The following is a 25,555-nucleotide window of genomic DNA, read 5'->3' as shown; positions in this document are numbered from 1 at the left end:
GGGTCAGGGACTGGCAATTCGACACAGGTCTGTGGGTGAGGCATGGCTGTCATGTCGTTGTCGAACTAACGCCAAACGGCAGTCCTAAGCAAATTTCACTCCTTCACCTTGAAGAAGCTGACCGATTGGTCAAGAATAACAACATTGCTGCTGACAAGACCCGGCTCAGCCATCTCCTTTGCACCATTTCCCTATACACCATTTTCTTTACATAGGGGCGCAAGGGACCCCGATCCACGAAAGCAGGGTCTAGGAAAGCAGAGTCCAAGGTTGATACACCAAAATGTGATGCATCGAAGAGTGATACATCAAGAAGTGATGGCCTGAAGCCAGATGGGCAAACGCCAGACAGGCCCGCGCTAAACAGACCTGAGCTAAACAGACCGACGCTAATACCAAGGCGACATCGACCGAAGATCGCAAGCCCCACGACAGGACGCCTCGTGCGCCCTACTGTCCAACGATAATGACAACGCCAAAGCGGGACCTCTAGCCATGATCAGTTTCTACCTCAATGGCCGGATGCAGCACGTGGATGCCGAGCCCCATCTCAGCGTCCTTGATCTGCTGCGCGAACGGCTGAACCAGACGGGCACCAAGGAAGGCTGTGCCTCCGGAGACTGCGGTGCCTGTACCGTCGCCATCGGTGAAGTGGATGCCGACGGCCGCCTGCACTATCACAGTGCCAACGCCTGCATCATGCCGGCCCACCAGCTGTCCGGTCGTCACCTGGTGACCGTCGAAGGAATCTCCCATGGCGACGATCTCCATCCCTGCCAGGCGGCCATGGTCAAGCACCACGGCAGTCAGTGCGGCTTTTGCACGCCGGGCATCGTCATGTCGTTGTTCACCCTGCATGAGCACCAAGTCCAGCAGCCCGCCCCGCTGACCCCGCAGCGGCTGGAAGCCGCGCTGGGCGGCAACCTGTGTCGCTGCACCGGATACCGGCCGATTCGAGATGCCGCCCTGGCCATGCACGACACTCCGGGCTTCCGTCCTGCCTGGCTCGACGACCTGTCCCTGGCCGACGCCCTTGCCACCGACGTGGGTGGCAAGGCCGCGACTCCCGACCAGCGCAACGTTGCTTCAAGCGGTGCTGAGACAACGAACGCCTCCGGCTTCTACCAGCCCCGCAGCCTGGCTGGCCTGGTGGCTCTGCGTCAGCGCTTCCCCGAGGCACGGCTGGTCGCGGGCGGTACCGATCTATGGCTCGAGGTCACGCAACAGCTCAAGGATCTTCCACAGGTCATTGATGTGACTCGCGTTGCAGAGCTTCTGACCGTCGAATCTGCGGCCGACGACCTGGGTCGCAGCGGCGTGTGGATTGGCGCTGCGGTGACCTACTCACGCCTGGAGCCACTCTTTGCCGAGCACTACCCCGCCTTTGCCCATCTGCTGCATCGCCTGGGCTCTGGCCAGGTGCGCAACCGCGGCACCCTCGGTGGCAACGTCGCCAACGCCTCGCCCATCGGCGATACCCCGCCGGTACTGCTGGCGCTGGATGCACGACTGCGGCTGACCGGGCCCGGCGGCAGCCGGACCCTGGCCGCCAGCGAGTTCTTCCTGGGTTACCGGGATACCGCCCTGGGTGACGATGAGGTGCTGGAAGCCATTTTCCTGCCCCATCTGGCGAACGATCAGCAGTTGAAGGTGTGGAAGCTGTCCAAGCGTCGGGAAGATGACATCTCGGCAGTGTTGGGCGCCTTTTCCTGGCGCGTGGTTGGCGGGCGCCTGGCCGATGTTCGCCTGGCCTTCGGTGGCATGGCCGCCATTCCCGCCAGGGCCACGGGCGCCGAAGCCGCCCTTGAGGGTAAGCCTGTGGACAGCGCCAGCCTTGGCGCAGTCAGCGAGGCCCTGGCCCAGGACTTTACGCCCATGAGCGACGTGCGCGGAAGCAGCGAATACCGTCAAGATGCCGCCGCCGCCCTGCTCGAACGACTGCTGCTGGTGATCGCATCCTCCGCCCAGGGGGCAGCCCAGAACGCGACGTCCCCGGGTGCGTCATCCGCTGATGCTCGTGACCATTCCGACACCCTCGCCACGGAGGTGATGCTTCATGCGTACGCTCACTGATCTGCCGACACCTCCGTCCGATACGACGGAGCGCCACAACGCCGATGCCACCGCTGCCCACAGTTTTTCTGGCTCGTCCGCCCGTCACGAGAGCGCCGTGAAACATGTCACTGGGCGAGCCGCTTATATCGATGATCTGGCATTGCCTTCCGACGCCCTGCACCTGGCCGTGGGCCTCTCGCCCAAGGCTCACGGGCGCATCACCGCCATGCACCTTGACGAGGTGCGGCGGGCCCCTGGCGTGGTCGATGTCATCAGCGTTGCCGACGTGCCGGGTCACACCGATATTGGTCCGGTCTTCCCTGGCGACCCGATCATGGCAGACCAGGAAGTGCTCTACGCCGGCCAGGTCATGTTCTGCGTGGCTGCCACCAGCCATCGCGCTGCCCGACAGGCCGTCACCAAGGCCCGCATCGAGATCGATGAGCTGCCAGTGTCTCTCGATCCGGTGGCTGCGGTCGACGCGGGCGATCTGGTGCGCCCCACCCATCGTCAGCAAAGCGGTGACTGGGAAGCGGCGCTGGCCGACGCCCACCATGTGGTCGAGGGCGAGCAATTTATCGGCGGCCAGGAGCACTTCTATCTAGAGGGACAGGCCTGCGTCGCACACCCCACCGAAGACGAAGGGGTGATGGTCCACACCTCCAACCAGCATCCCAGCGAAACACAGAAGCTGATCGCGGAAGTATTGAACATTCCGTTCCATGCGGTCACCGTCGAGGTGCGGCGCATGGGCGGCGGCTTTGGCGGCAAGGAGACGCAGGCGTCTCCCTGGGCATGCCTGGCGGCGCTGGTGGCGCGAAGAACCGGCAAGAGCTGCCGTATCCGCCTGCCCCGAGGCGATGACATGAAGGTCACCGGCAAGCGCCACCCCTTCCATAACCGCTATCGCCTGGGCATCGACGCCGCTGGAGTGATCAGCGGGGGGGACATCAGCGTTACCGGCGATTGCGGCTACTCCCCGGATCTGTCAGACGCCATCGTCGACCGTGCGATGTTCCACGCCGACAATGCCTACTCACTGGGACAGGCCAGAGTCACAGGGCATCGAGCCCGCACCCATACCGCGTCCAACACCGCGTTTCGCGGCTTTGGCGGCCCCCAGGGCATGATGGTCATCGAGGCCGCCATGGAAGACATCGCCCGACAGGTCGGGGAAGACCCGCTGACCGTGCGCAAGCGCAACTTCTATCGCCAGGGCCGCGAAACCACCCACTATGGCCAGACGGTAGACCAGATCGCGCTGCTGCATACACTGGTCGAACGGTTGGAGGCGGACAGCGACTACTGGGCCAGGCGCCGCGCCATTGCCGACTTCAATGCGCGAAGCCCGGTGATCCGCAAAGGACTGGCGCTGACGCCGGTCAAGTTCGGCATCTCGTTCACCGCCCAGCACCTCAATCAGGCGGGTGCCCTGCTGCACGTGTATACCGATGGCAGTGTGCTGATCAATCACGGTGGCATCGAGATGGGCCAGGGCCTGCACACCAAGATCTGTCAGGTGGTCGCCCGCGAGCTGGGTCTCGAGTTGTCCAGCGTACGTATCAGTGCCAGCCGCACCGACAAGGTCCCCAATACCTCGCCCACGGCAGCGTCCAGCGGTGCCGACCTCAATGGTCAGGCGGCGAGGGACGCAGCCGACAAGCTCAAGCAGCGCCTGTTTGACTTCGCCGCTGAGCACTACCAGCTCGACCGCCAGGAAATGCGCCTGGAGCGGGGTGAACTTATCGCGGGCATTGCCGGCAGCGAGCAGCGGATCGCCTGGGGCACGCTGATTCAGGACGCCTATCTCGGACGCGTCTCGCTGTCAGAGAAAGGCTTCTACGCGACGCCGCTGATCCACTACGATCGCCACAGTGGGCAGGGTCGGCCCTTCTACTACTTTGCCTTTGGTGCCGCCGTGGCCGAGGTATCGGTCGACACCCTGAGCGGGGAATACCAGGTCGACCGGGTCGACATCCTGCATGACGTCGGCGACTCCTTGAACCCGGCCATCGATGTCGGCCAGGTGGAAGGTGGGTTCATCCAGGGTATGGGCTGGCTGACCAGCGAAGAGCTCAAGTGGAATGACAGTGGTCAGCTGACCTCATTCGGCCCTGCTACCTACAAGATTCCCGCCTATGGCGACCTGCCCGCCACCTTCAAGGTACAGCTGATGGAGGGGCATCCCAATTCCATGGCCAGTATCTACCGCTCCAAGGCGGTGGGTGAACCTCCCTTCATGCTTGGCATGTCGGTGTGGTGTGCCCTGCGCGACGCCCTGGCGAGCCTGACCGACTACCGCCATGCGGTGCGCCTGGACACCCCGGCCACACCGGAGCGGGTCATGCAGGCCGCGCGCAAGGCACGTCACATCGCCGCTAGCACAGCCCTGCGAACAGCCCAGGCAAGTCCAGGCGCCCCGTCAGGAGACACATCACCATGACCGCCCACGCCGGACCGGACAAGGAGCCCTGGTACCACGCCCTGGCAAGGCTCAAGGCGGCTGGCCAGCCCTTCGTTCTGGCCACCCAGGTCACCAGCCTTGGCTCCACACCGCGGGAGCCGGGCGCCAAGATGGTGATCACCCCGGACAGCCTGCATGACACCCTGGGCGGCGGCACCTTCGAGTGGCAACTGATCGCCAGCGCCCGCGAGCGGCTGGCTCAGGGTCAGGCAGGCATGAGCCTGGAAGCCTTTCCCCTGGGCGGACGCAGCGGCCAGTGCTGCGGCGGTTTCGTCAATGTGCTGCTGGAGACCGACCTTGGCAGCATGACCCGTCTAGCGCTGTTCGGCGCGGGACACGTGGGCCGTGCCATCGCCGAACTGGCGGCGCCGCTTGAATGGCGCATCGACTGGTTCGACAGTCGCGACGCGGCCTTCGAAGGTACCGGTGCCCATGCTTGCGTTCATCAACACCGCTTGAACGACCCGAGCGAGGCTGTCGCGGGCCTGGCGCCACACAGCCATGCCCTGGTGCTGACCCACGACCACGGCGAGGACTACGCCCTGATCGCGGCACTGTTGGAAAGAGACGACCTGGCGTCAATCGGGCTGATCGGTTCACGCAGCAAGTGGGCCAGTTTTCGCGGTCGACTCGAGCGTGCCGGCGTGGCGGCGTCACGCATCGACCGCGTGCGCTGCCCCATCGGTGACTCCGGCGGCAACAAGACGCCTCACGCCGTGGCGCTGGCCGCCTTGGCAGAACTGCTGCCGTTGGCCCACCCTCGACGTGACACAACGAAACGTGACGACACCTCAAGAGGTGTCGACAGCGCGACGCTGAGACGCCTGATGCCCTGATGCCACCAACGCCCTTTCAGGCGTGTAACGTCCCCAGGGATGGGGCCCACCGCTGATCCTTCCGGCCGCGCCGGCGACGACACTGACAAGAGAGTTTTCCGATGGATGCCCCTGACTCCTCACTCGGCCATGCCGCCGAGTCCATCCGCCCTGCCCGGCAGCCAGACGTTGCGGCACAGCCATCTGCCCATCACGTCATTCGCGCGCGGCTGCTGAGCTTCAACACCGACCCAGGCGATGACGACACACCCGCCGAAGGCAGCGTCAGCTACATCGAAGATGGCGCACTATGGTGGTCCGGCGGCGTCATCCAAGCCGTCGGAGAGTACGCCGACATCGCCCCGCGCCTGCCGGCCGACACCACCCTCATTGATCATCGCGACAAGCTGGTGATGCCTGGCTTCATCGATAGCCACGTGCACTATGTCCAGCTCGAGATCATGGCCTCCTACGGGCGACAGCTGCTGGACTGGCTCAATGAGTACACCTTTCCCGAAGAGTGTCGCTTCGCCAAGCGCGAGCATGCCGAGCATATCGCCGACGTCTTTCTGGATGAGCTGATGCGGGTCGGCACCACCACCGCCCAGGTGTTCTGTTCGAGTCACCCAGGCTCTGTCGACGCCTTCTTCAGCGCCGCTAGGCGCCGGGATCTCTGCATGCTGGCGGGCAAGGTGCTGATGGACCGCCACGCTCCGGACGCGCTGACCGATGACACCCTGGGCGGTATCCGCGACAGCGAACGGCTGATCAGCGACTGGCACGGCACAGCACGACTTGGCTACAGCGTCACTCCGCGTTTTGCGCCAACCTCCACGCGGGCCCAACTGGATGCCGCCGGTGGCCTGCTGCGCAACGACCCGAGCCTCTGGCTGCAGACCCATCTGGCCGAGAATCTCGGCGAGCTGGACTGGGTCGCCGAGCTGTTCCCCGGAAGCCGAGACTATCTACATGTCTACGAAGCTTCTGACCTGGTTGGCCCTCGCAGCACCTTTGCCCACGGTATTCACCTGGACGATGGCATGCGCCAGCGGCTGGCTGACCGTGGTGCCAATATCGCCTTCTGCCCCAGTTCAAACCTGTTTCTCGGCAGCGGTCTGTTCGACCGTGCCGGCGCCAGGCAACAGCGCCTCAAGCTGACCCTGGCCAGCGATATCGGCGCCGGCACCGACCTGTCGGGCCTCGCCACCCTCAAGGCGGCCTATCAGGTAGGCCAGCTGCGTGGCACGCCACTGACCGCCTGGGCTGGCTTCCATGACCTGACGCTGGGTAATGCGGTGTCGCTGTCGCTGGATGACCGCATCGGCAGCCTGACGGCAGGCAAGGACGCGGACTTCGTGGTCATCGACCCGATGGCCTCACCGCTGATGGCAAGGCGCATGGGCCGCACGCGAAGCCTTTCCGAAGAGCTGTTCACGCTGATGATGATGGGTGACGATCGCGCCATCTATGAGACCTGGGCGGGAGGACGCCTGCAGCATCGCCGCCAGGGGTGACACCAGCAGCGGCCCCAAGGGGCTGCCAGAGGGCGTCAAGGATGACGTCAAGGCGGACGTCGGGGGTGACCTCGAGGGTGATGCAAAAGGATCAACTTCCGCTCCCGGCCCAGGCAGCCCGCTGTCGGCCACCGGGCATGGCTTAGAAAATCGTTGGCAAGTGAGGTAAAATCCCGCCCCTCCGATTTTCCCCCATCCTGCCCCGGATTTACGCTCCGGTTCGCACGAGGCCCCCATGACGACCGATAGCACGACTTCGACCACCAGGATCACCACTTCTACCACCGCTACCACCACTGACGCTTCGGATTACCAGGCCGACAGCGGCAAACTGGTGGTGTGTGCCCTGTACAAGTTTGTCACTCTGGAAGACTTCGAAGCGCTGCGCGAGCCGCTTCTTCAGGTCATGCTCGATCATCAGGTTCGCGGCACCTTGCTGCTGGCCCGCGAAGGTATCAATGGCACCGTGGCTGGCCCGCGTCAGAGTATTGATGCCCTGCTGACGTGGTTGCGCAGCGATGCGCGGTTGGCGCAGCTCGACGTCAAGGAGTCACTGACCGAGCGAGCTCCGTTCATGCGCACCAAGGTCAAGCTCAAGCGCGAAATCGTCACCATGGGGGTCGAGGGTATCGACCCACGCCACACCGTCGGCACCTACGTCGAACCGAAGGATTGGAACGCGCTGATCGAAGACCCGGACGTGCTGGTCATCGACACCCGCAATGATTACGAGATTGAGGTAGGCACCTTCAAGGGCGCCATCAACCCTTCCACTGAGGCCTTCCGGGACTTTCCGGACTATGTCAGAAATACGCTGGACCCTTCACGCCACAAGAAGGTCGCCATGTTCTGCACCGGCGGCATCCGCTGTGAAAAGTCCACCGCTTATCTCAAGGAGCAGGGTTTCGAAGACGTCTACCACCTCAAGGGCGGCATTCTGAAGTACCTGGAAGACGTGCCCAAGGAGCAGACCCTGTGGCAGGGTGAGTGTTTCGTATTCGATGACCGCGTCACCGTCGACCATGACCTCAAGCCAGGGCGCTACGATCAGTGCCACGCCTGCCGCATGCCGATCACTGAAGATGACAAGCAGAGTGGACACTACCAGCAGGGGGTCTGTTGCCCGCGCTGCTATGACAAGCTCAGTGACGAGCAAAAGGCGCGCTTTGCTGAGCGGGAACGCCAGATGCAGCTGGCGCGGGAGCGCGGTGAGTCACACCTAGGGGCCGACGCCATCGCCCGAATGGCGGAGCGTCGTGAGGCCAAGCAGCGTGCCCGCGAAGCGGCCCGACAGGCCAACAGCAAACAGCGCTAAGCCGCTCGGACAGGACCGTCTCATGGCTGGGTCGGCAAGCGACCCAGTCCTCTCCTTTCCCCTCCACACCTCGATACGTCGGCCATATCGCTACGTGATCAGCTAGGCGTCCGGTCTACCGGGCGCCTTTTTCATGAGCGCTCGACAGCACCGTCTGCAGCCGTTTCCGTATCGCTTGCTCCCCAAGCCTGCGTCATTTCAATGGCGTGGCTTATCGCCAGCGACGCTGGTCCGCAACGTCGCAACTCTCTTCACACTACCGACAAACAGCCAGTCAATCTCGACAGATGCGTGCCCTAGCAGCCATTCGGGACGATCGTTGCCCCAGTGGCGGTGGTCTTCACGTTAGAAATAACAGGCGTGGGCGGGCGCGTTCGACTCGACACTCTGCTCGCCCCGTTGGGCTCGTGCGCCGCCGTCGGTTCGCGCCCATGTTCTTTCCCAGCGCGACCGCCGGACCAGCGGCTGCACTGCGGGACACAACGACGGTTACCCGTGACGCAGTAACGAGACGAGAACATGCCAACAACCCGATACGCCTCCCCGTCGCTGCTGGTTGGCGCCCTTGTGCTGACGCTGACGACCTGGGCCAATGCCGCTTCATCCGCCGACGCCCAGGCCGCCACCGAGTCATCCAGCGCTGGCACCACCGCAGACGACTACCGCAAGTACTTCAGTCCGCTACCCGCCCTTCCGCCGATCCCTTCGAACAACAGCCTCACCGCGGAGAAGATTGCGCTGGGCAAGATGCTGTTCTTCGAACCCAGGCTGTCACAGAGCAGCAACATCAGCTGCGCCTCCTGCCACAATCCGGCGCTGGCCTGGACCGACCGTTTGCCCACGGCGGTGGGCCATGATGGACAGGTCGGCAACCGAAACTCCCCGACGGTGCTCAATACCGGTTTCCTGACCGCGCAGTTCTGGGATGGCCGCGAACCCGACCTGGAGAGCCAGGCCCTGGGTCCCATCCAGAACAGCGTCGAGATGGCCCATGATCTGGATGGCGCACTGGCGCGACTGTCATCCCTGCCGGGATACATGGCACCATTCCGCAACGCTTTCCCTGACAGCGACGAGCCGCTTTCGGCCGATCATCTCGCTGCGGCCATCGCCAGCTTCGAACGTACCCTGAACACCCCCAACGCGCCGCTCGACCGCTACCTCATGGGAGATGATCAGGCACTGACGGACGAGCAACAGGCAGGCATGATGGCCTTTGTGGACCAAGGCTGCATCGCCTGCCACCGAGGACCCAATTTCAGCGACAGCGGATTTCATCCGATTCAGGTGCCTGGCTCCGATGACCCAGGGCGCTTTGCCGTCACCTCGGATCAGGCGGACCGCCAGGCCTTCCGAACGGCGTCACTACGTAACGTGGCCTTGACCTACCCCTACTTCCACGACGGCTCCGCTGCCACCCTTGAGGAGGCCGTCTCGGTCATGGGGCGCGAGATGTTGGGTAAGGAACTCGACGATGCCACCATCACCCAATTGGTGGCCTTCCTTGGGTCGCTGACCGGCGATCAGCCAACGGTCACAGTACCGGCGCTGCCCTGAGGATCGTCAGCCACCGTCAGCCCACACCCCCGCCGGATTGGCGGGAGTGTGGTGTCGTACTACAGGTTCAGCAGTCGCTGGCGCAGTTCTTCCCGGCGAGCATCGTCCATAAAGGCTGCCTCGATGGCGTTGCTGGCCAACCAGGTCAGTGTCTCGTCGGACCAGCCGAAGGCCTTCTGGCAAGCGGCGAAGTTCTCGCGCATGCCGCCGCCAAAATAGGCGGGATCATCAGAGTTGATCGTCACCACCAGGCCAGCATCGATCAGCGCCGGTAGACTGTGGTGCTCAAGCTGCTCGACCACCTTCAGGCGCACGTTGGACAGCGGGCACACGGTCAACACTGTCCCTTCATCTGCCAGCCGCTCCACCAGCTCGATGTCCTCGATGGCGCGAACGCCGTGATCGATACGACACACCTGCAACTCGTCCAGGGCTTCGCGAATATAGCTGGGCGGGCCTTCCTCACCGGCATGCGCAACGCGCTCGAGGCCCAGCTCCCTCGCCCTGGCGAACACTTCACGGAACTTGCTCGGCGGATTGCCCTGCTCGGCGCTATCCAGGCCGACGGCACTGAAGTGTTGAAGATATGGCTGAGCGTCCTCCAGCAGCTGCATCGCATCTTCTGCGGGCTGATCTCTCAGAAAGGCCAGGATCATGGCGCTGGACAGGTCCAGCTCGGTGCGGGCCCTGGCGCAGGCTGCCGTCAGCCCCGTCATCACCTGATCAAGGGTGACCCCACGGGAGCGGTGTGCCTGGGGATCCACGTGCAGTTCCACATGCACGACTCCCTCGGCGGCAGCGCGACGAAAGTAATCCATCGCCAGGTCTTCGAAGTCCTGAGCGCTGACCAGTACGCTCATGCCCTGGTAGTAGAGGTCGAGAAAGGACTGCAAATCGCTGAAGTCGTAGGCCTTGCGGGCGGCCTCGATCGACGCATAAGGCAGCGTCACGCCATTGCGCTCGGCCAGCGCAAACATCAGCTCAGGCTCGAGGGTGCCTTCGATATGCAAATGCAGCTCCGCCTTGGGCAGGCGGGTAAGAAAGTCGTCGTTCATGAGGTCGTGGCCCTGTTCTATAGCACGGTGTGGCGCGGACACGGAGTGGCGCCGGTCACATGAGGTCCATGGTGCCGGATTGGCGAGTCTTGCGCCATGCTGTTGCTGCCTCCAGAGGGATCACCCGGCCGACAGCCTGCATGCCCGGCGCAGGGTCGCGAGGGTCGTGGTGGTGCACCAGCATCAGGACGGTGCGCTGGCTAAGCCAGGGCTCGATTCCACGCGCCACCCTCGAGGCGGTGGCAGCATCCAGCGCCGCGAAGGGTTCGTCCAGGATCACCAGTCCCGGGTCGGTCAACCACAGCCGGGCCAGGCCCAGTCGCCGAGCCTGTCCTCCAGACACCTGGCGCCCGCCCTCGCCCACCCGAGTGTCCAGTTGGCGCGGCAAGGTTTCCGCCCAATCGGCAAGATCGACCGCCTCCAGCGCCTGCCATAGTGCCTCATCGGAGGCATCAGGCCGACCGATGCGCAGGTTTTCCGCAAGGCTGGTATCGAACAGCTCGACCCGCTGCGTCAAGCAGCCGACACGCTGGGCCAGCGCCTTGCGTGGCCACTGGGCGAGGTCGATGCCGTCCAGGGTCAGCCGGCCACGATACCCCGTCAGCTCACCCGCCAGCAGCGCCAGCAGCGTCGACTTGCCCGCCCCGGAGGCACCGCACAGCGCCACCCTCTCGCCAGGGTCGACACGGCCGCTGACAGGTGCGAGCGCATCATCCAGCGCGGCTGGATAGCGAAACGCCAAGGCGTCGAACGCCACGCCAGCGGGCCCACCACTGCCCGACGTGGCATGATCCGCCGCCGTCTGACGGGCATCGGTGTCTGCCTCCGCCGGGGGTGTCGCGGTCGACTCGATCTGATTCAGGCGCTCAGCCGCCACCAGACTCGCCCCGGCGTGGCTGAATGCCGCCGGCAGGCTTGCCAGCCCTTCTGCCAAGGCCAGCGCTGCCAACGGCAACATGACCAGTACCGGCGCTGACATCTGTCCGCCCTGAAACGCCAGCAAGCCACTGACGAGCAGCCACCACCAGGCCGCTCCCATCACCATGACGGATACGGCATTGCCCCAGGCGGTGACCACACTCAGCCGCCACTGTGCCTTCAACACGTCATCTTCCAGGGTTTCCAACTGCTGACGGCGACGATCCAGCGCCCGATAGGCTTCGAGTTCGCACATTCCCGTCACGCTCTCAATCATGGCCCCGCGCAGACGCTCCAGCGCCACCATACGCTGGCGGCAGGCCTGCATACCGGCACGCGCTTGCCCCAGCGTCAGCCAGCACCATCCCAGCAGCAGCAGCGCCGACAGCGCCAGCGCTGCCTCAGGCAGCCATATGGCCACCAGACCGACTACCGCCAAGCACAGCATCAGCGCCATCCCCGCTGGTGCGAGAAGACGCAGATACAAGGCGTCCAGGGTATCGATATCGGCGGTCAGACGGTTCAGCCAGTCACTCGCCCGCGCCGTGGCGAGACGCCTGCCATCCATGGCCACCAGGCCAGCAAAACAGCGCGCGCGCAGCTTGGCCAGCAGGCGCAAAATAGTGTCATGGTTGTAAAGTCGCTCGACGTAGCGCGACACCGTGCGGCTGACCGCGAACAGGCGAATCCCTGCTCCCGGGGTGTACACATCCAGCGCGGCCGCGACACCCGCGGCGAGGGCAACTCCGGTAAGGGCACTGGCGGTGATGAACCAGCCCGACACCGCCAGCAGACCCAACGCCGACAGCGCGGTCAGCACCATCAACGCCAGGCCGACCAGCAGCCGACCGCGCAGTTCGTCGTGCAAGGCCAGCCAGCCCTTCAACGTATGCCAATGGGCCAGCATAGACGGCGGTTGCGAGCTCATGGTTCACTACCCTCCTTGGCCATTTCAGCAACAGGGGACGCCGCAACGATGCAACCATCCGCCAGCTGCAGATGGCGTCCTCCCAGGGCTAGCAGCTGCGGATGATGGCTCGCCACCAGCAAGGTACGGCCTCCTGCTGCCAGGCGCCGGAAGCCCTGGATCAAGATGGCCTCGGTATCCCTGTCGAGACTTGCCGTGGGCTCATCCAGCAACACCAGGCGAGCATCGCTCAAAAATACCCGTGCCAGGGCCAGACGCTGGGCCTGACCGCCCGACAAACCGACTCCATGCTCGCCGATGGGCGTGGCGAGTCCCTGCTCCAGGGTGTTCATCAAGGTGGCCAGGCCGGCATCGCCCAGGGCGGACCACAACGCCTCGTCATCCGCTTCGGGAGCGGTCACCCGCAGGTTGTCGGCGATACTGCCATGCAATAGCCAAGGACGCTGGTCCATCCAGGCAAGGGACAAGTCGCTGCGCACATGGCGAGTCCCGTCACCAGGTCCTGCAAAGCCGGCCACCAGCGCCAGCAGGCTCGATTTGCCGGAACCAGAAGGACCACTGACCACCACCGTCTCACCCTCATGCAGGTCCAGGTCGAGGGGACCTACCGCGCGGCCGCGTCCCGGATGGTCAAGACAGGCGCCGCGCAGGCTCACCAGGACACCCGGCTCGGTGACTTGACCCGATGCCTCCATGACATCCCTGCCCGACGCTCGCTGGGAGCGGCGACGGCCCGGCGGCGCAGGCTCATCAAGCAAGGCGGTCAGGCCCTGGGCTGCGGCCAAGGCTGAGGCTCGATCATGATAGAACTGGGACAGCGTACGCAGCGGCTGAAAGAAGTCCGGCGCGAGCAGCAGGATGGTCAAGCCACTGACCAAGGTCAGCTGGTCGGCAATCGCCAACGGCAGATCACCCAGCAGACCGAAGCCAATGTAGATCGCCAAGGCCGCAATGGCCACGGAGGAAAAGAACTCGAGCACGGCGGATGACAGAAACGCCAGGCGCAGCGGGCGCAGGCTCCGCCGACGATAGTCGTCAGCCACCTGGGCAACGTCGTCCGTGGCACGCTGACCAGCCCCGAACAGACGCAAGGTCTGAATGCCGCGCACGCGATCGATGAAATGCCCCGAGAGTCGACTGACCGCCTCGAACTGATCACGGTTGAGTGCCTCTGCGCCCATGCCCACCAGCGCCATGAACAGCGGGATCAGCGGCGCTGTCACCGCCAGCAGCAACGCGGCCAGCCAGTTGGTCCAGGCCACGACCACCAGGATCACCAGCGGCACTACCAGCACCACGCGGCTCTGAACCCAGAAGCGCGCCACGTAGCCGTCCAGCGCATCGACCTGTTCGACCCATTGATGGGCCAGGCCTGCACTATGGTGGTTGGCCACCCGCAGGGGGCCAAGCACGGCCAGATGATCCAGCAACTCGCGGCGCACTGCGCGACGCAGGCGCTGGCTTGCGGCTTGGGCCAGCAGATCCTGGGCGATGCCGCTGAGCGCTCGCAACAGCACCAACACGGGCAACCCCAATAGCCATGGCCACAGTCTGTCCATGGAGGCGTTACCCTGAATGGCCATGGCCAACACCTGCGCCAGCACCAGCCACTGCGCGATACCGATCAGCCCTGACAGGATGCCACAGGCCGCAGCTCCTCCAAGCCAGGCCCGGTGCTGGCCGACATGAGCTGCCAGCCAGCGCCGCGCCCGCGTGCCAGGGCGGTGTGCGGACTCAGTGATAGCCCGCCCCCCGAACCTTGCCGCGGAAGACCCAGTAGGACCAGGCGGTGTAGCCCAGCACCACAGGAATGACGAACAGCACCCCAAGCAGCAGGAACAGCTGGCTTTCAGGGGCTGACGCGGCTTCCCACAGGGTGATGTCGGGGGGAATCAGATACGGCCACTTGCTGGCGACCAGACCGAGATAGGTAAACAGGAACAGTCCCATGGTCGCCACGAACGGCTGCCCCTCACGGCGCTTGGCCACGGAGCGCCAGATCAGGCCGGCACACACCAAAGCGAGGAAGGGGAAGACCCAGAACAGGGTCAGATGATCGAACCAGCGCTCGCGCACAAAGTCATCGACGAACGGCGTCCAGATGCTGATGATGGCGAAGCCGACGAGCACCAGCAGCAGCAGCTTGGGGGTAATCCGATAGGCCCATTCCTGAACGTGACCCTCGGACTTGAGAATCGTCCAGGTTGCGCCCAGCAAGGCGTACCCTGCCATCAGCGCCAAACCAGTGATCACGGTGAACGGCGTCAGCCAGTCGAAGGGACCTCCCACGTAGACGTTATTGGCCACTTCGAAACCTTCGATATAGGCCCCCACCACGACGCCCTGGCAGAACGTGGCCACCATCGATCCCCAGCAGAACGCCCGATTCCACCAATGACGGTTGCGCCGCGACTTGAAGCGAAACTCGAAGGCAATCCCCCGGAAGATCAAGCCTGCGAGCATCAGGAACACCCCCAGGTACAGGGCCGGCAGCAGAATGGTATAGACCAGCGGAAAGGCTGCCAGCAGCCCGGCCCCACCCAGCACCAGCCAGGTCTCGTTGCCGTCCCAGATGGGCGCCACCGAGTTCATCATCACATCGCGAGCGTGTTCGTCCGGGGCAAACGGATACAGAATGCCCACCCCCAGATCGAAGCCGTCCATCAGGATGTACATCATCACACCGAACCCGATGATCAGGGCCCAGATGGCAGAGAGGTTGATCAATTCCATGTCATCAGCTCCCGAACTGGCGGCCGGCATCGGCCTCAAGGGTGGCGTGGGCGGCGGACAGCGGGCGCTTGGCCGTTTCGACCTCGTCATCATGGGGCTCTTCCGCCAGCATTCCCTGACGCACCACTCGGGTCAGGTAGTAGCCGCCGGTCAAGAACACCACCGCGTACACCAGCACATAGCCAATCAGGGTCGCGAGCACCATCCAGCCGCTAAGCGATGGCGTCACCGCTTCGGCCTGGGTCATCATGCCGTAGACCAACCATGGCGCGCGCCCGGCCTCTGTCACAAACCAACCGCCAAGCACCGCGATAAAGGGAGCCACGCTCATCAGGCGCAGCGTCTGCAGGAACGGACGGCTGCGGTAGAGCCGGCCACCACGACGCAGCCACAGCCCGACGAAGGCGACCGCAATCATCAGCATGCCCATCGCCACCATGGCGCGGAAGGACCAGAACACGAACCATACCGGCGGCTGTTCTTCCTTGGGTACCGCCTTGAGCCCCGGCACCTCGCCGTCGAGATCGTGGGTCAGGATGAGACTGGCCAGCCGTGGAATACCGATCTCGAAGTGGTTTTCCTGAGCCTCCTTGTCCGGCCAGGCGAACAGCAGCAGAGGCACGCCGGACTGGGTCTCCCAGTTGGCCTCCATGGCCGCCACCTTGGTGGGCTGATGTTCCAGGGTATTGAGGCCATGGGCATCGCCGACGACGGCTTGCACCGGCGCCAGTACCAGCAGCAACCACATGCACATGGACAGTGCCTTGCGATTGGCCTCTACATCGCGGCCAATCAGCAGATACCAGGCGCTGACACCAGCCACCACGAAGCCGCCCGTGAGGAAGGAGGCCAGGGCCATATGGGTAAAGCGATACGGGAAGGAAGCGGTGAACATCGCCTCGGCCCAACTGGTCACATGAAAGCGGCCATCCACCAGTTCCACCCCGGCGGGGGTCTGCATCCAACTGTTGGTCGAGAGAATCCAGAACGCTGAGATGAAGGTGCCTACCGCGACCATGATGGCGGCAAACAAGTGAACGCCTTCAGGCACCTTGCCTCGGCCGAACAGCAGCACGCCTAGGAAGCCTGCCTCGAGGAAAAACGCCGTGACCACCTCATAGCTCAGCATGGGCCCCAGGAAGTTGGAGGTGGCCTGGCTGAAATTGCTCCAGTTGGTGCCGAACTGGAATGCCATGACGATACCGGACACCACCCCCATGCCGAATACCACGGCAAAGACCTTTACCCAGAAGGCGGCGAGCCGATCCCAGGCAGGGTTGCCTGTCTTGTAGAACAGCCCGTGCAACACCGCGACATAGGAGGCAAGGCCAATGGTGAACACGGGGAAGATGGCGTGGAAGGAAACAACGAAAGCGAACTGTATGCGTGACAGAAGCACGGGATCCAGTTCCATGAGCGACTCCTCGAGGCAGAGATGATCGGCGCTGGTGTCCCGCCATCCACCCAACCACTGCGGACCGGACCCCAGATGAACCGAGCTGGATCAGACGCCGAGGGGCTCACCACATCCCTGGTGGCCCATCGTCGCACGCAATATGCAAAAGTTTGCACATTCGATCCAGCGCTGCACCCAGCATAGAATGCAGATCGGCCTCTGTCGCATGGCTAATTGTCGCACGCCGCAGTCGTCAATCGCCTACCAGTGCGTCAGTCAACGACGACAACGGCGCAGCCTGCCTGTTCTTCGCCTCCAGGCATCAAGCGCCCGAGGTCGTGCTCAGCACCAGCGATACCAGGTAGCCCGTATACACGGCGTAGACAGCCACCAGCACGCCCCCTTCCAAGCGGTTGATACGCCCCGCGCGCCCTTTCCAGCCGAGCGCAAATACCGCCATCATCACGGTCATGGCGGTCATGATCGACCAGTCGCGCAGCAGCACTTCACGTCCGGCCTCGATGGGCGCAATCACGGCGGCCAGGCCGACCACGCCAAGGGTGTTGAACAGGTTGGACCCGACGACATTGCCGAGCACCAGATCATGCTCCTTGCGCCGCAGGGCACTGATGGACGACGCCAGCTCCGGCAAGGACGTGCCCACCGCCACCACCGTCAGACCGATGATCACGTCGGACACGCCCAATCCCTGAGCGATGTCGACGGCGCCCCACACCAGCAAGCGCGAGCTGACAACCAGCAGCGCCAAGCCTCCAAGCGTCAGAGCGAGTCCCTTGCCCAGCGACATCGCATGGGCATCGAGTTCCTGTACCGTGTCCATCGCCAAGGCATCGGCCCTGGCCGCCGCCTCTTCACGGCGGCTCTGAATGATGCTGACGACCATGAACAGCAGCAAGCCGAGTAGCAGCAGGCTTCCTTCCAGCCGGCTGATCACCCCGCCCCACATCATCAATGCAGACACCAGGGTGGCCGCTCCCAGCACCGGCAACTCACGCCGGATCACCGAGGAGTGCACCGCCAGCGGAGACACCAGGGCCACCAGCCCCAGGATGAGACCGATATTGGCAATATTGGAGCCGTAGGCATTGCCCAGCGCCAGGCCGGGGTTCCCTTGGGCGGCAGACAGTGCTGAAACGGTCAATTCAGGGGCAGAAGTGCCAAAGCCGATCACCAGCATACCGACCAGCAAAGGTGACAGACCCAGCCGATTGGCGGTGGCTGCCGCCCCCTCGACGAACCGCTCTGCGCTCCACACCAGTACGACCAGACCGCCCACGACGGCAGAAACCGCTAGCAACATGTCAACTCCTCAGCCCATGATATCGGTCGCATCTTTGTCTATGGTGTCACCCACGTCAACGTGCCACACTATTTTAATTCGCAGGATCAGCTTGTTACGAAAGCGCTGACGTCCAGTACCCGCACAGCGCCTCGCTGCTGCCACCCACGGGAGGATATTGACGACCGTGCCTACATCCCTTCGCGGCCATATTGATCGGCTGCGCCAGACATCCGTCACCCAGCATCTTCCACCCGAGGCACACGTCAAGTCGCGCCGGCGTCTGCGCGCCTGCCACGAGTGTGACTGGGTGATGGCACTCCCCCCGCTGAGCCCCGGTGAAGAAGCCGACTGTGTACGCTGTGGCCATGATCTGGTCAAGCGCCATGCCTTCCCCGCACAGCGCAGTCTGGCGCTGGCGATCAGCGCCTTGGTGGCCATGGCGGCGGCCCTGGCCTTCCCGTTCATCGGCTTTCGTGCCAAGGGCGTCGGCAATGAGATCGAGGTCGCTCAGACGGCGACCCAGATGCTCGAGCATCATCAGCCGATCGTCGCCATGATGGTGCTGATGTCGATCATCGTGCTGCCCGCTCTCTATCTGATCACCGTCGTCTATCTTCAGCTCAGCCTGACGCTGCCTCGGCGGCTGCCCTACAGTCGCACGCTGGCACGGGGACTGTCTCACATCGCCCCATGGCTGATGGCCGACGTCTTTATCGTCGGCACCATGGTCGCGCTGATCAAGGTGGCGGGGCTTGCCGAGATCACGCTCGGAGTGTCGTTCTGGGCCTTCATCATCTACGCCGTACTGCTGTTGGCCACCACCCTGTCGCTGGATCAGGACTGGCTGTGGTTTTCGCTGACCGGAGAGCCGCTGGCGCCGGAAGGCACGCGCACCGGCGCCACTGCGGCCTCCCAGGGTCTGACGGGCTGCCACACCTGCGGTTTGATCAATCGGCTGGATCAGCACGGCCACGGTCGCTGCCGACGCTGCGGCGAGAAGCTTCACGCCAGGCGCCCACGCAGTCTGCAGACCACCTGGGCACTTCTGCTGACCGCAGCGGTGCTGTACATTCCGGCCAATGTCTACCCGATCATGTACACCACCAGCCTGGGTTCGGCGGAACCTCAGACCATCATCGGCGGGGTGATCTACCTGGTCAGTCACGGCTCCTGGCCTGTCGCCCTGGTGATCTTCGTGGCCAGCGTGATCGTTCCCATCGGCAAGCTACTGGCGCTGGTGTGGCTGTGCCTGGTCGCGCCTAGGGCACCTAATATGCGTTCCGTGGTTCGCGCTCGGCTGTATCGTCTGACGGAACTGATCGGACGCTGGTCGATGGTTGACGTGTTCGTGGTGTCGATCCTGGTCGCACTGATCAGGGCAGGCGCCTTGATGTCAGTGGACCCGGGCCCGGCGTCGCTGGCCTTCGGCGGCGTCGTGATCGTGACGATGCTGGCCGCAATGAGCTTTGATCCACGTCTGCTATGGGATGGTGACAGCAAGACGCATGCCCCCTATACACCGACCAGCCACCATCCCACCGACGCCATCCACCATCCCGCCGAGGATGGTGAAGACACGCCCCCATCGATGACACGCCATACGCAGGACGAACAAGGAAGCACATCATGAGTGACGCCGATTCGCGCCACCCGGAAGATCATCAAGTGCCGCCGGACCAGGACATGCACCGTGCCGCACCGACCCAGCAGAAACGCCTGTCGCCGGTATGGATAGTGCCCTTCGTGGCACTGCTGATCGGCGGCTGGCTGGTCTATGACAACTATGCCAGCCGTGGCCCTCAGATTTCGCTGCATCTGCCCACGGCCGACGGCATTGAAGCCGGCAAGACGCTGATCAAGACCCGTAACGTCGAGGTCGGCAAGGTGACATCCGTCTCCCTCAGCGAAGACCTGTCCGGCGTCGAGATCACCGCCCAGATGGAGCCCCAGGCCGAGCAGATGCTGGTCGAGGACACCCATTTCTGGGTGGTCAAGCCGCGTATCGGCCGCGAGGGCATCAGCGGTCTTGGGACGGTACTGTCCGGCGCCTATATTCAGCTGGAGCCGGGCCGCAGCGAGGTCGATGCCCGGGACTTCGACGTCAGCGATGAACCTCCGGTCGCGCCACCAGGCGCCGAGGGGCTGCGCCTGAACCTGGTCAGCCAGGTCGGCAACTCACTTAGCGTGGGCGACGCCGTCACCTTTCAAGGCTTCAGCGTAGGTCGCGTGGAGAAGGCCGAATTCGATGTCTCGACCCAGAGCATGCATCACCGCATCTTCATCGAAAGCCCCTACGACACCCTGGTCACCGAGAACACACGCTTCTGGGGCACCAGCGGCATCGACGTAAGCCTGGGTTCCGAAGGCTTCCAGGTGAAAGTCGAATCCCTTGAGGCCCTGCTCGGCGGCGGCGTGACCTTCGGTGTTCCGGATGACATTCCTGCCGGCCCCGAGGCCGAGGAAGACGCCACCTTCGAGCTGTATGCCGACGAGGAAGCGGCGCGTCAGGGTACCTTCAACCGCTACCTGGAGTTCGTGCTGCTCAACGAGGACACCGTCCGCGGTCTGTCCCGTGGCGCCCCGGTCGAATTTCGTGGCGTGCGCATCGGCACCGTGGCCGCGGTGCCCTGGAACTTTACCGCCAAGCAGCCTCCCGGGCGTGAGCGCCTGGCCATTCCGGTGCTGATCCGAATTGAGCCACAGCGCCTTGGCATCGGTGCCAATGACCTTGACCTGGAGGAATGGCGCGAGCGCTTCAACCGTCTGTTCGAGCGCGGCATGCGCGCCACCCTGAAGAGCGGCAGCCTGCTGACCGGCGCCCTGTTCGTGGACCTCAAGATCGACGAAGAGCTACGTGGCCAGTACGTGGCGGAGAGCTTTGCCGACCGCCCCGTCTTCCCCACCGCCTCGGCGGGCCTGGCGCAGATTCAGGCGCAGGTCACGGCGCTGCTCGACAAGCTCAATCGTCTCGAGATCGAGCCGATCCTGTCCGGACTGGACCGCAACCTGCAAGTGTCGGAAGCCATGCTGACCCAGGCCCGCACGCTGGTGCAGAGCATGAATAGCCTGCTGGACAACCCGGAGACCCAGGGTCTGCCGGGCAACATCAACCAGACCCTGGACGAGCTGCGCCAGACCTTGAGCGGCCTGTCACCGGAGTCCAGTGCCTACCAGGACCTGACCCGCACGCTGAACGAAGTCGAGCGCCTGGTTCGCGACCTGCAGCCAGCGGCGCGCAAGATCAGCGATGACCCAAGGGCCCTGCTGTTCGACAGTATCCAGACGGAAGACCCGATTCCGCGGGCACCGCGCTGACTCAGGCGGCCCGGGCCATGCCGGCCCGGGCCAGCGAATGTGATGACATCACTGACCTCAACGGAAAGGAGTTCTCCATGAGGCCAATCAGACACCTCTGTGTTCCCCTGCTGGCACTTTGGCTGGGTGGCTGCGCCACCGCCGAGACACCGGTCACCCAGTACGTGCTGCCCGCCGATGCAGGCAGCCAGGACGCGCGAATCCCCTCCTCCAGCGACACTCCACTGGTGGTGGCTCCTCCGCGCCTGGCCAATTATCTTGAGGCCGAGGGCGTCGTCCTGCAGGTCGACGATATCTCCCTCAATCAGGCCAAGAGTCACCAATGGGCCGCCCCCCTAGTGCAACAGCTGGAGCGCGGTTTGCGTGACCGTCTTGCCGACCGGCTGACGGGACGCCGAGTGCTGTTGTCGAGCGGACCGGCAGAGGGCGCCATGACCCTGGAGCTCAGTATCGACCGCTTCCAGGGGCACTACGATGGCTACGCGGTGACCTCCGGGCAGTGGCTGCTGCGCGATGCCCGACGCCAGGTCATCGACAGCGACAGCTTTGAAGCTAGAGAGCCGCTGGACAGCGACGGATATGCCGCTCTGGTGCGCGCCCTTGGCCGCACCTGGGACGGCGTTGCCGACACCATCGCCGCTCGGGTTCGCCAGGCATCCTGACGGTCAGCGCCTGATACCCGCCCCCTGCATCACCACCGACGACCGCTGGAAGGGCGGTTGCCGGTGCGCTGGCGCAACAAATCTGGCATCATGCCGGCAACGGTGACGGGGGGTCCCCCGCCGAATTTATCCCACGCCTTGTCCGGGACCGGCGCCAGCCGTCAGTTGGCGTCCTGCGAGTGCGTGCGTGTTGGAGTTTGCATGAGTTTTTCCGATCTCGGCCTGCGTGCCGAATTGCTCCGTGCCGTCGAGGCACAGGGCTATGACACCCCGACGCCCATTCAGCGCCAAGCGATCCCCGCGGTGCTGAAGGGCGGCGACCTGCTGGCCAGTGCCCAGACCGGCACCGGCAAGACAGCAGGCTTCACCCTGCCCATGCTCCAGCGCCTGGCCGAAGGCCCCCGCCCCGCCAAGCGCCAGATACGGGCCCTGGTGCTGACACCAACACGGGAACTGGCCGCTCAGGTCGGGGAAAGCGTCCGCGATTACGGCAAGCACCTGTCACTGACCCATCACGTCATCTTCGGCGGTGTCGGCCAGCAGCCGCAGATCGACGCCATTCGCCCGGGCCTGGACGTGCTGGTGGCGACACCGGGTCGCCTGCTCGATCTGCATCAGCAGGGCCACGTCAACCTGTCCCAGGTGGAAATCCTGGTGCTCGATGAAGCCGACCGCATGCTCGACATGGGCTTCATCCACGACATTCGCCGCGTGCTCAAGCTGCTGCCGGAGAAGCGCCAGAACCTGCTGTTCTCGGCCACCTTCTCCAGCGAGATCCAGGCGCTGGCGGACAAGCTGCTGGACCGCCCCGAGATGATCGAGGTCGCCCGCCGCAATACCACCGCCGAGACAGTGGATCAGGCGGTCTACCGGGTGGATCGTGAGCGCAAGCGCGAGCTGCTTGCCCATTTGATCGAGAGCCATCGCTGGTACCAGGTACTGGTGTTCACCCGCACCAAGCACGGCGCCAACCGCCTGGCAGAGCATCTGGACAAGCGCAACATCACCGCCATGGCGATCCACGGCAACAAGAGCCAGTCAGCCCGAACCCGCGCCCTGGGCGCCTTCAAGTCGGGTGATCTGCAAGTGCTCGTGGCCACCGACATAGCAGCGCGTGGGCTGGATATCGATGAACTGCCCCACGTCGTCAACTTCGAGCTGCCCAATGTGGCCGAAGACTACGTCCACCGGATTGGCCGCACCGGCCGTGCCGGCAACGAAGGCCAGGCGGTATCGTTGGTGTGCGTCGACGAGCATGGCCTGCTGAAGAATATCGAGCGGCTGATCAAGCGTGACCTCGAGAAGCGCATCGAGCCCGGCTTCGAACCGGACCCCAACGCCAAGCCGGAACCCATCGAAAACGGGCGCAATCGCCGTGGCGGCGGTCAGCGCCGAGGTGGCAACACCAGCAGAAACAGCGGTGGCGGTAACAGCGGTAATGGCGGCGGCAACCAGCGCAACGGCGGCCAGCGTAGCGACAATGGTAACAGCCACAACCGCAATGCCAGCGACCAGCCCGCTCGCCGCAGGCGCCGCCGCGGTGGACAAGGCAACCGCCAAGGCCAGGCCTAGGCGGCGCGACTGAACGCACGCCACTGAACCTACGTCACAGAACCTATGCCACTGAAACGGAGGGGCGCTCAAGCGCCTCTCCCACCTGAGCAGGAACGCGACATGGCTACCCCAGAACTGATCAAGGAATATCGGCGCTTCCGGGCCTTCCAGAAGCAGGCACAGCTCGACAGCGAACACCGTGGCGCTCAGGCCAAGATAGATGAGGCCAGGGTCAGCGCCAATCGTATGACCGAGGCCTATCGCAGCATGGCCGACAAGGCCGCCGAGCAAGGTGCCTGCTACCGCACCCTGTACCTGCGCAACCACGACGGTGTCGCCCTTGCCTGCGAAGGCTGGCTGTTCGTCCGGCGTGTGCTGTCCGAGGGTGGGGCGACCCGCGTGCGCGCCAGCCTGCTGGAGACCTTCCGCCTCGAGAATGGTCAACAGGCCCCCGGAGAGACCCCGGTCGAAAAGGTCACGCTGGAAATCTACGACCAGCTGCTGGTCGACAAGGGCATGGCCACGGCAGTGCGTATCGACGGCATCGACGGTGATCGCCACAGCCAGTTTCTGACCTTCAATGACCAGGTGCGTGGCGACCTTCGCCGCTTCCTGAAGTAATCCAAAGGCCGCCAGTGAGGGGTTGCCGCCCCTCGCTGGCGGGCTCTCCTGCACGTCGGCCATCTTTCAGGAGTTCTCATGAAGGCCTCGTCGCTGCCCTGGCGCTTTCTTCTGCTGATGGTTCTGGTCGGCCTCAACCTCAGGCCCGCGCTGTCTTCACTGGCACCACTGCTGTCGCGAGTACAGCAGGACACCAATCTGACCCCCACCGCCATCGGCGCCCTGACCACCCTGCCCGTGCTGTGCCTCGGTCTGTTCGCGCCGCTGGCCCCCCGCCTGGCTCGCCAACACGGCCCCGAACGTGCGCTGTCCATCGGCCTGGGGGTCATCGCCGCCGGTCTGCTGCTGCGTGGCCTGGGCTCCCCCGTTGCGCTGTTCGCCGGCACCCTGATGGTCGGCGCGGGCATTGGCGTGAGCGGAGCGCTGCTGCCGGCACTGGTCAAGCGGGAGCTGCCCCGGGGGGCGGACCTGATGACGGGTGTCTATACCATGGCCCTCTGCCTGGGAGGCGCGCTTGGTGCAGGCCTGGCGATTCCGCTGACGGATCTGCTGGGCGACTGGACGCGCAGCCTTGCCGCCTGGGCCCTGCTGGCGGTGGCGGCGCTGATCGCCTGGGAACGTTACATGCCGCGCACGCCAGCCACACCAGGCGCCCGCGCGGACGTGGGAACCGGCATGACCAAGGGACTGCTACGCCAGCCGCTGGCCTGGCAGGTCGCCCTGCTGATGGGGACCCAATCCTCACTGGCCTACATCGTGTTCGGCTGGCTGCCGACCCTGTTGATGCAACGTGGCATCGGCGAGGCCGAGGCTGGCCTGCTGATGGGCATGTCGGTCATGGTCCAGCTGATTTCGGCGTTACTGGCACCGTGGCTGGCACGCTTCGGGCGTGATCAACGGCCTGCGCTGCTGCTGGTGATGGGCGCCACCGCCAGTGGGCTATGGGTGCTGCTGATGGCGGATACCTCGCTGCGCTATCTGGGCGCACTGCTGTTGGGCCTTGGACAAGGCGGCAACTTCAGCCTGGCACTGACCTTGATTGTATTGCGCACTGCCGACGCCCGCCTGGCGGGACGCCTGTCAGGGCTGGCCCAGGGTGGCGGCTATGCCCTCGCGTCCCTTGGCCCCCTGAGCATTGGCATCCTGCTGGACCACCAGGCTCCGGTCAGTGTGGTGGCCTACGTGTTGATGGGTATCGCGGCGGCCGCCGCCTGCTGTGCCTGGCTGGCCGGGCGCCAGCGCCAGCTGACCTTCGATGACAACGACAACGTCATCACCCGACAGGCATCTCGCCGTCGCTAGATGACATGGCCTGTAGGCCTCGTTTCACCGTTTCACCCTTAGGACATC

The 25,555-nt window shown here is 64.3% G+C and carries 18 protein-coding genes; 12 read left to right on the top strand and 6 right to left on the bottom strand.

Annotated features, from left to right (window positions below):
- Positions 1-495 precede the first annotated feature (495 nt).
- From xdhA to KUV45_RS12010, 6 genes are all read left to right on the top strand, one after another.
- On the top strand, positions 496-2,073 hold the full coding sequence (gene xdhA, locus KUV45_RS12035) for a xanthine dehydrogenase small subunit (protein ID WP_222174243.1): 1,578 nt from the start codon (positions 496-498) through the stop codon (positions 2,071-2,073).
- A complete protein-coding gene (gene xdhB, locus KUV45_RS12030; RefSeq protein WP_222163192.1) occupies positions 2,057-4,498 on the top strand; it encodes a xanthine dehydrogenase molybdopterin binding subunit in 2,442 nt (813 codons plus the stop codon). Before xdhA ends, xdhB begins: the two co-directional genes overlap by 17 nt.
- A complete protein-coding gene (gene xdhC, locus KUV45_RS12025; RefSeq protein ID WP_222163191.1) occupies positions 4,495-5,355 on the top strand; it encodes a xanthine dehydrogenase accessory protein XdhC in 861 nt (286 codons plus the stop codon). Before xdhB ends, xdhC begins: the two co-directional genes overlap by 4 nt.
- Before the next feature lie 101 nt (positions 5,356-5,456).
- A complete protein-coding gene (guaD, locus tag KUV45_RS12020; RefSeq protein WP_222163190.1) occupies positions 5,457-6,848 on the top strand; it encodes a guanine deaminase in 1,392 nt (463 codons plus the stop codon).
- A 235-nt stretch (positions 6,849-7,083) separates the two neighbouring features.
- Entirely contained in the window at positions 7,084-8,163 is a 1,080-nt protein-coding gene (locus KUV45_RS12015) for a rhodanese-related sulfurtransferase (protein ID WP_222163189.1), read from the top strand.
- A gap of 519 nt (positions 8,164-8,682) precedes the next feature.
- Positions 8,683-9,720, top strand: a complete 1,038-nt coding sequence (locus KUV45_RS12010) for a cytochrome-c peroxidase (protein ID WP_222163188.1) — start codon at positions 8,683-8,685, stop codon at positions 9,718-9,720.
- Between the two features lie 59 nt (positions 9,721-9,779).
- Here KUV45_RS12010 and KUV45_RS12005 read toward each other — a convergent pair whose 3' ends face one another.
- From KUV45_RS12005 to KUV45_RS11980, 6 genes are all read right to left on the bottom strand, one after another.
- Positions 9,780-10,775, bottom strand: coding sequence for an adenosine deaminase (locus KUV45_RS12005; RefSeq protein ID WP_222163187.1), 996 nt, complete (start codon positions 10,773-10,775; stop codon positions 9,780-9,782).
- A gap of 55 nt (positions 10,776-10,830) precedes the next feature.
- A complete protein-coding gene (gene cydC, locus KUV45_RS12000; RefSeq protein ID WP_222163186.1) occupies positions 10,831-12,621 on the bottom strand; it encodes a thiol reductant ABC exporter subunit CydC in 1,791 nt (596 codons plus the stop codon).
- A complete protein-coding gene (cydD, locus tag KUV45_RS11995) occupies positions 12,618-14,318 on the bottom strand; it encodes a thiol reductant ABC exporter subunit CydD (RefSeq protein WP_261315944.1) in 1,701 nt (566 codons plus the stop codon). Before cydD ends, cydC begins: the two co-directional genes overlap by 4 nt.
- Before the next feature lie 37 nt (positions 14,319-14,355).
- Positions 14,356-15,354, bottom strand: coding sequence for a cytochrome d ubiquinol oxidase subunit II (gene cydB / locus KUV45_RS11990; RefSeq protein WP_206938289.1), 999 nt, complete (start codon positions 15,352-15,354; stop codon positions 14,356-14,358).
- A gap of 4 nt (positions 15,355-15,358) precedes the next feature.
- Positions 15,359-16,768 carry a cytochrome ubiquinol oxidase subunit I gene (locus tag KUV45_RS11985; protein WP_222163185.1) on the bottom strand — a complete coding sequence of 470 codons (1,410 nt, stop codon included), beginning with the start codon at positions 16,766-16,768 and terminating at the stop codon, positions 15,359-15,361.
- Between the two features lie 304 nt (positions 16,769-17,072).
- Complete coding sequence (locus tag KUV45_RS11980; RefSeq protein ID WP_222163184.1) at positions 17,073-18,071, bottom strand: calcium/sodium antiporter; 999 nt, start codon at positions 18,069-18,071, stop codon at positions 17,073-17,075.
- Positions 18,072-18,237: 166 nt separating this feature from the next.
- Between KUV45_RS11980 and KUV45_RS11975 the strand changes: the two genes are divergently transcribed.
- From KUV45_RS11975 to KUV45_RS11950, 6 genes are all read left to right on the top strand, one after another.
- The gene (locus tag KUV45_RS11975) at positions 18,238-19,683 is read left to right on the top strand and encodes a paraquat-inducible protein A (RefSeq protein WP_224852015.1); all 1,446 of its coding nucleotides are present in this window, start codon (positions 18,238-18,240) and stop codon (positions 19,681-19,683) included.
- Entirely contained in the window at positions 19,680-21,368 is a 1,689-nt protein-coding gene (gene pqiB / locus KUV45_RS11970) for an intermembrane transport protein PqiB (RefSeq protein WP_206938275.1), read from the top strand. Before KUV45_RS11975 ends, pqiB begins: the two co-directional genes overlap by 4 nt.
- Before the next feature lie 77 nt (positions 21,369-21,445).
- The gene (locus tag KUV45_RS11965; RefSeq protein WP_206938266.1) at positions 21,446-22,030 is read left to right on the top strand and encodes a membrane integrity-associated transporter subunit PqiC; all 585 of its coding nucleotides are present in this window, start codon (positions 21,446-21,448) and stop codon (positions 22,028-22,030) included.
- Positions 22,031-22,231: 201 nt separating this feature from the next.
- Entirely contained in the window at positions 22,232-23,602 is a 1,371-nt protein-coding gene (locus tag KUV45_RS11960) for a DEAD/DEAH box helicase (RefSeq protein ID WP_222163183.1), read from the top strand.
- A gap of 102 nt (positions 23,603-23,704) precedes the next feature.
- Positions 23,705-24,205, top strand: a complete 501-nt coding sequence (locus tag KUV45_RS11955; protein WP_222163182.1) for a hypothetical protein — start codon at positions 23,705-23,707, stop codon at positions 24,203-24,205.
- Between the two features lie 78 nt (positions 24,206-24,283).
- Positions 24,284-25,507 (top strand): MFS transporter, encoded by a 1,224-nt coding sequence (locus KUV45_RS11950; protein ID WP_224852016.1) that lies wholly within the window; start codon positions 24,284-24,286, stop codon positions 25,505-25,507.
- Positions 25,508-25,555: the final 48 nt, after the last annotated feature.

Origin of the sequence: Halomonas sp. DP3Y7-2 (genome assembly GCF_019800795.1) — a bacterium.
In the GTDB taxonomy this organism is placed as follows: domain Bacteria; phylum Pseudomonadota; class Gammaproteobacteria; order Pseudomonadales; family Halomonadaceae; genus Halomonas; species Halomonas litopenaei_A.
This window is presented reverse-complemented; position numbering and strand designations above follow the sequence as displayed.

Bases quoted from the DNA above. Each gene is read 5' to 3' on its own strand.
- xdhA (WP_222174243.1), top strand. From the start codon at position 496: ATGATCAGTTTCTACCTCAATGGCCGGATGCAGCACGTGGATGCCGAG.
- xdhB (WP_222163192.1), top strand. From the start codon at position 2,057: ATGCGTACGCTCACTGATCTGCCGACACCTCCGTCCGATACGACGGAG.
- xdhC (WP_222163191.1), top strand. From the start codon at position 4,495: ATGACCGCCCACGCCGGACCGGACAAGGAGCCCTGGTACCACGCCCTG.
- guaD (WP_222163190.1), top strand. From the start codon at position 5,457: ATGGATGCCCCTGACTCCTCACTCGGCCATGCCGCCGAGTCCATCCGC.
- KUV45_RS12015 (WP_222163189.1), top strand. From the start codon at position 7,084: ATGACGACCGATAGCACGACTTCGACCACCAGGATCACCACTTCTACC.
- KUV45_RS12010 (WP_222163188.1), top strand. From the start codon at position 8,683: ATGCCAACAACCCGATACGCCTCCCCGTCGCTGCTGGTTGGCGCCCTT.
- KUV45_RS12005 (WP_222163187.1), bottom strand. From the start codon at position 10,775: ATGAACGACGACTTTCTTACCCGCCTGCCCAAGGCGGAGCTGCATTTG.
- cydC (WP_222163186.1), bottom strand. From the start codon at position 12,621: ATGAGCTCGCAACCGCCGTCTATGCTGGCCCATTGGCATACGTTGAAG.
- cydB (WP_206938289.1), bottom strand. From the start codon at position 15,354: ATGGAATTGATCAACCTCTCTGCCATCTGGGCCCTGATCATCGGGTTC.
- KUV45_RS11985 (WP_222163185.1), bottom strand. From the start codon at position 16,768: ATGGAACTGGATCCCGTGCTTCTGTCACGCATACAGTTCGCTTTCGTT.
- KUV45_RS11980 (WP_222163184.1), bottom strand. From the start codon at position 18,071: ATGTTGCTAGCGGTTTCTGCCGTCGTGGGCGGTCTGGTCGTACTGGTG.
- pqiB (WP_206938275.1), top strand. From the start codon at position 19,680: ATGAGTGACGCCGATTCGCGCCACCCGGAAGATCATCAAGTGCCGCCG.
- KUV45_RS11965 (WP_206938266.1), top strand. From the start codon at position 21,446: ATGAGGCCAATCAGACACCTCTGTGTTCCCCTGCTGGCACTTTGGCTG.
- KUV45_RS11960 (WP_222163183.1), top strand. From the start codon at position 22,232: ATGAGTTTTTCCGATCTCGGCCTGCGTGCCGAATTGCTCCGTGCCGTC.
- KUV45_RS11955 (WP_222163182.1), top strand. From the start codon at position 23,705: ATGGCTACCCCAGAACTGATCAAGGAATATCGGCGCTTCCGGGCCTTC.
- KUV45_RS11950 (WP_224852016.1), top strand. From the start codon at position 24,284: ATGAAGGCCTCGTCGCTGCCCTGGCGCTTTCTTCTGCTGATGGTTCTG.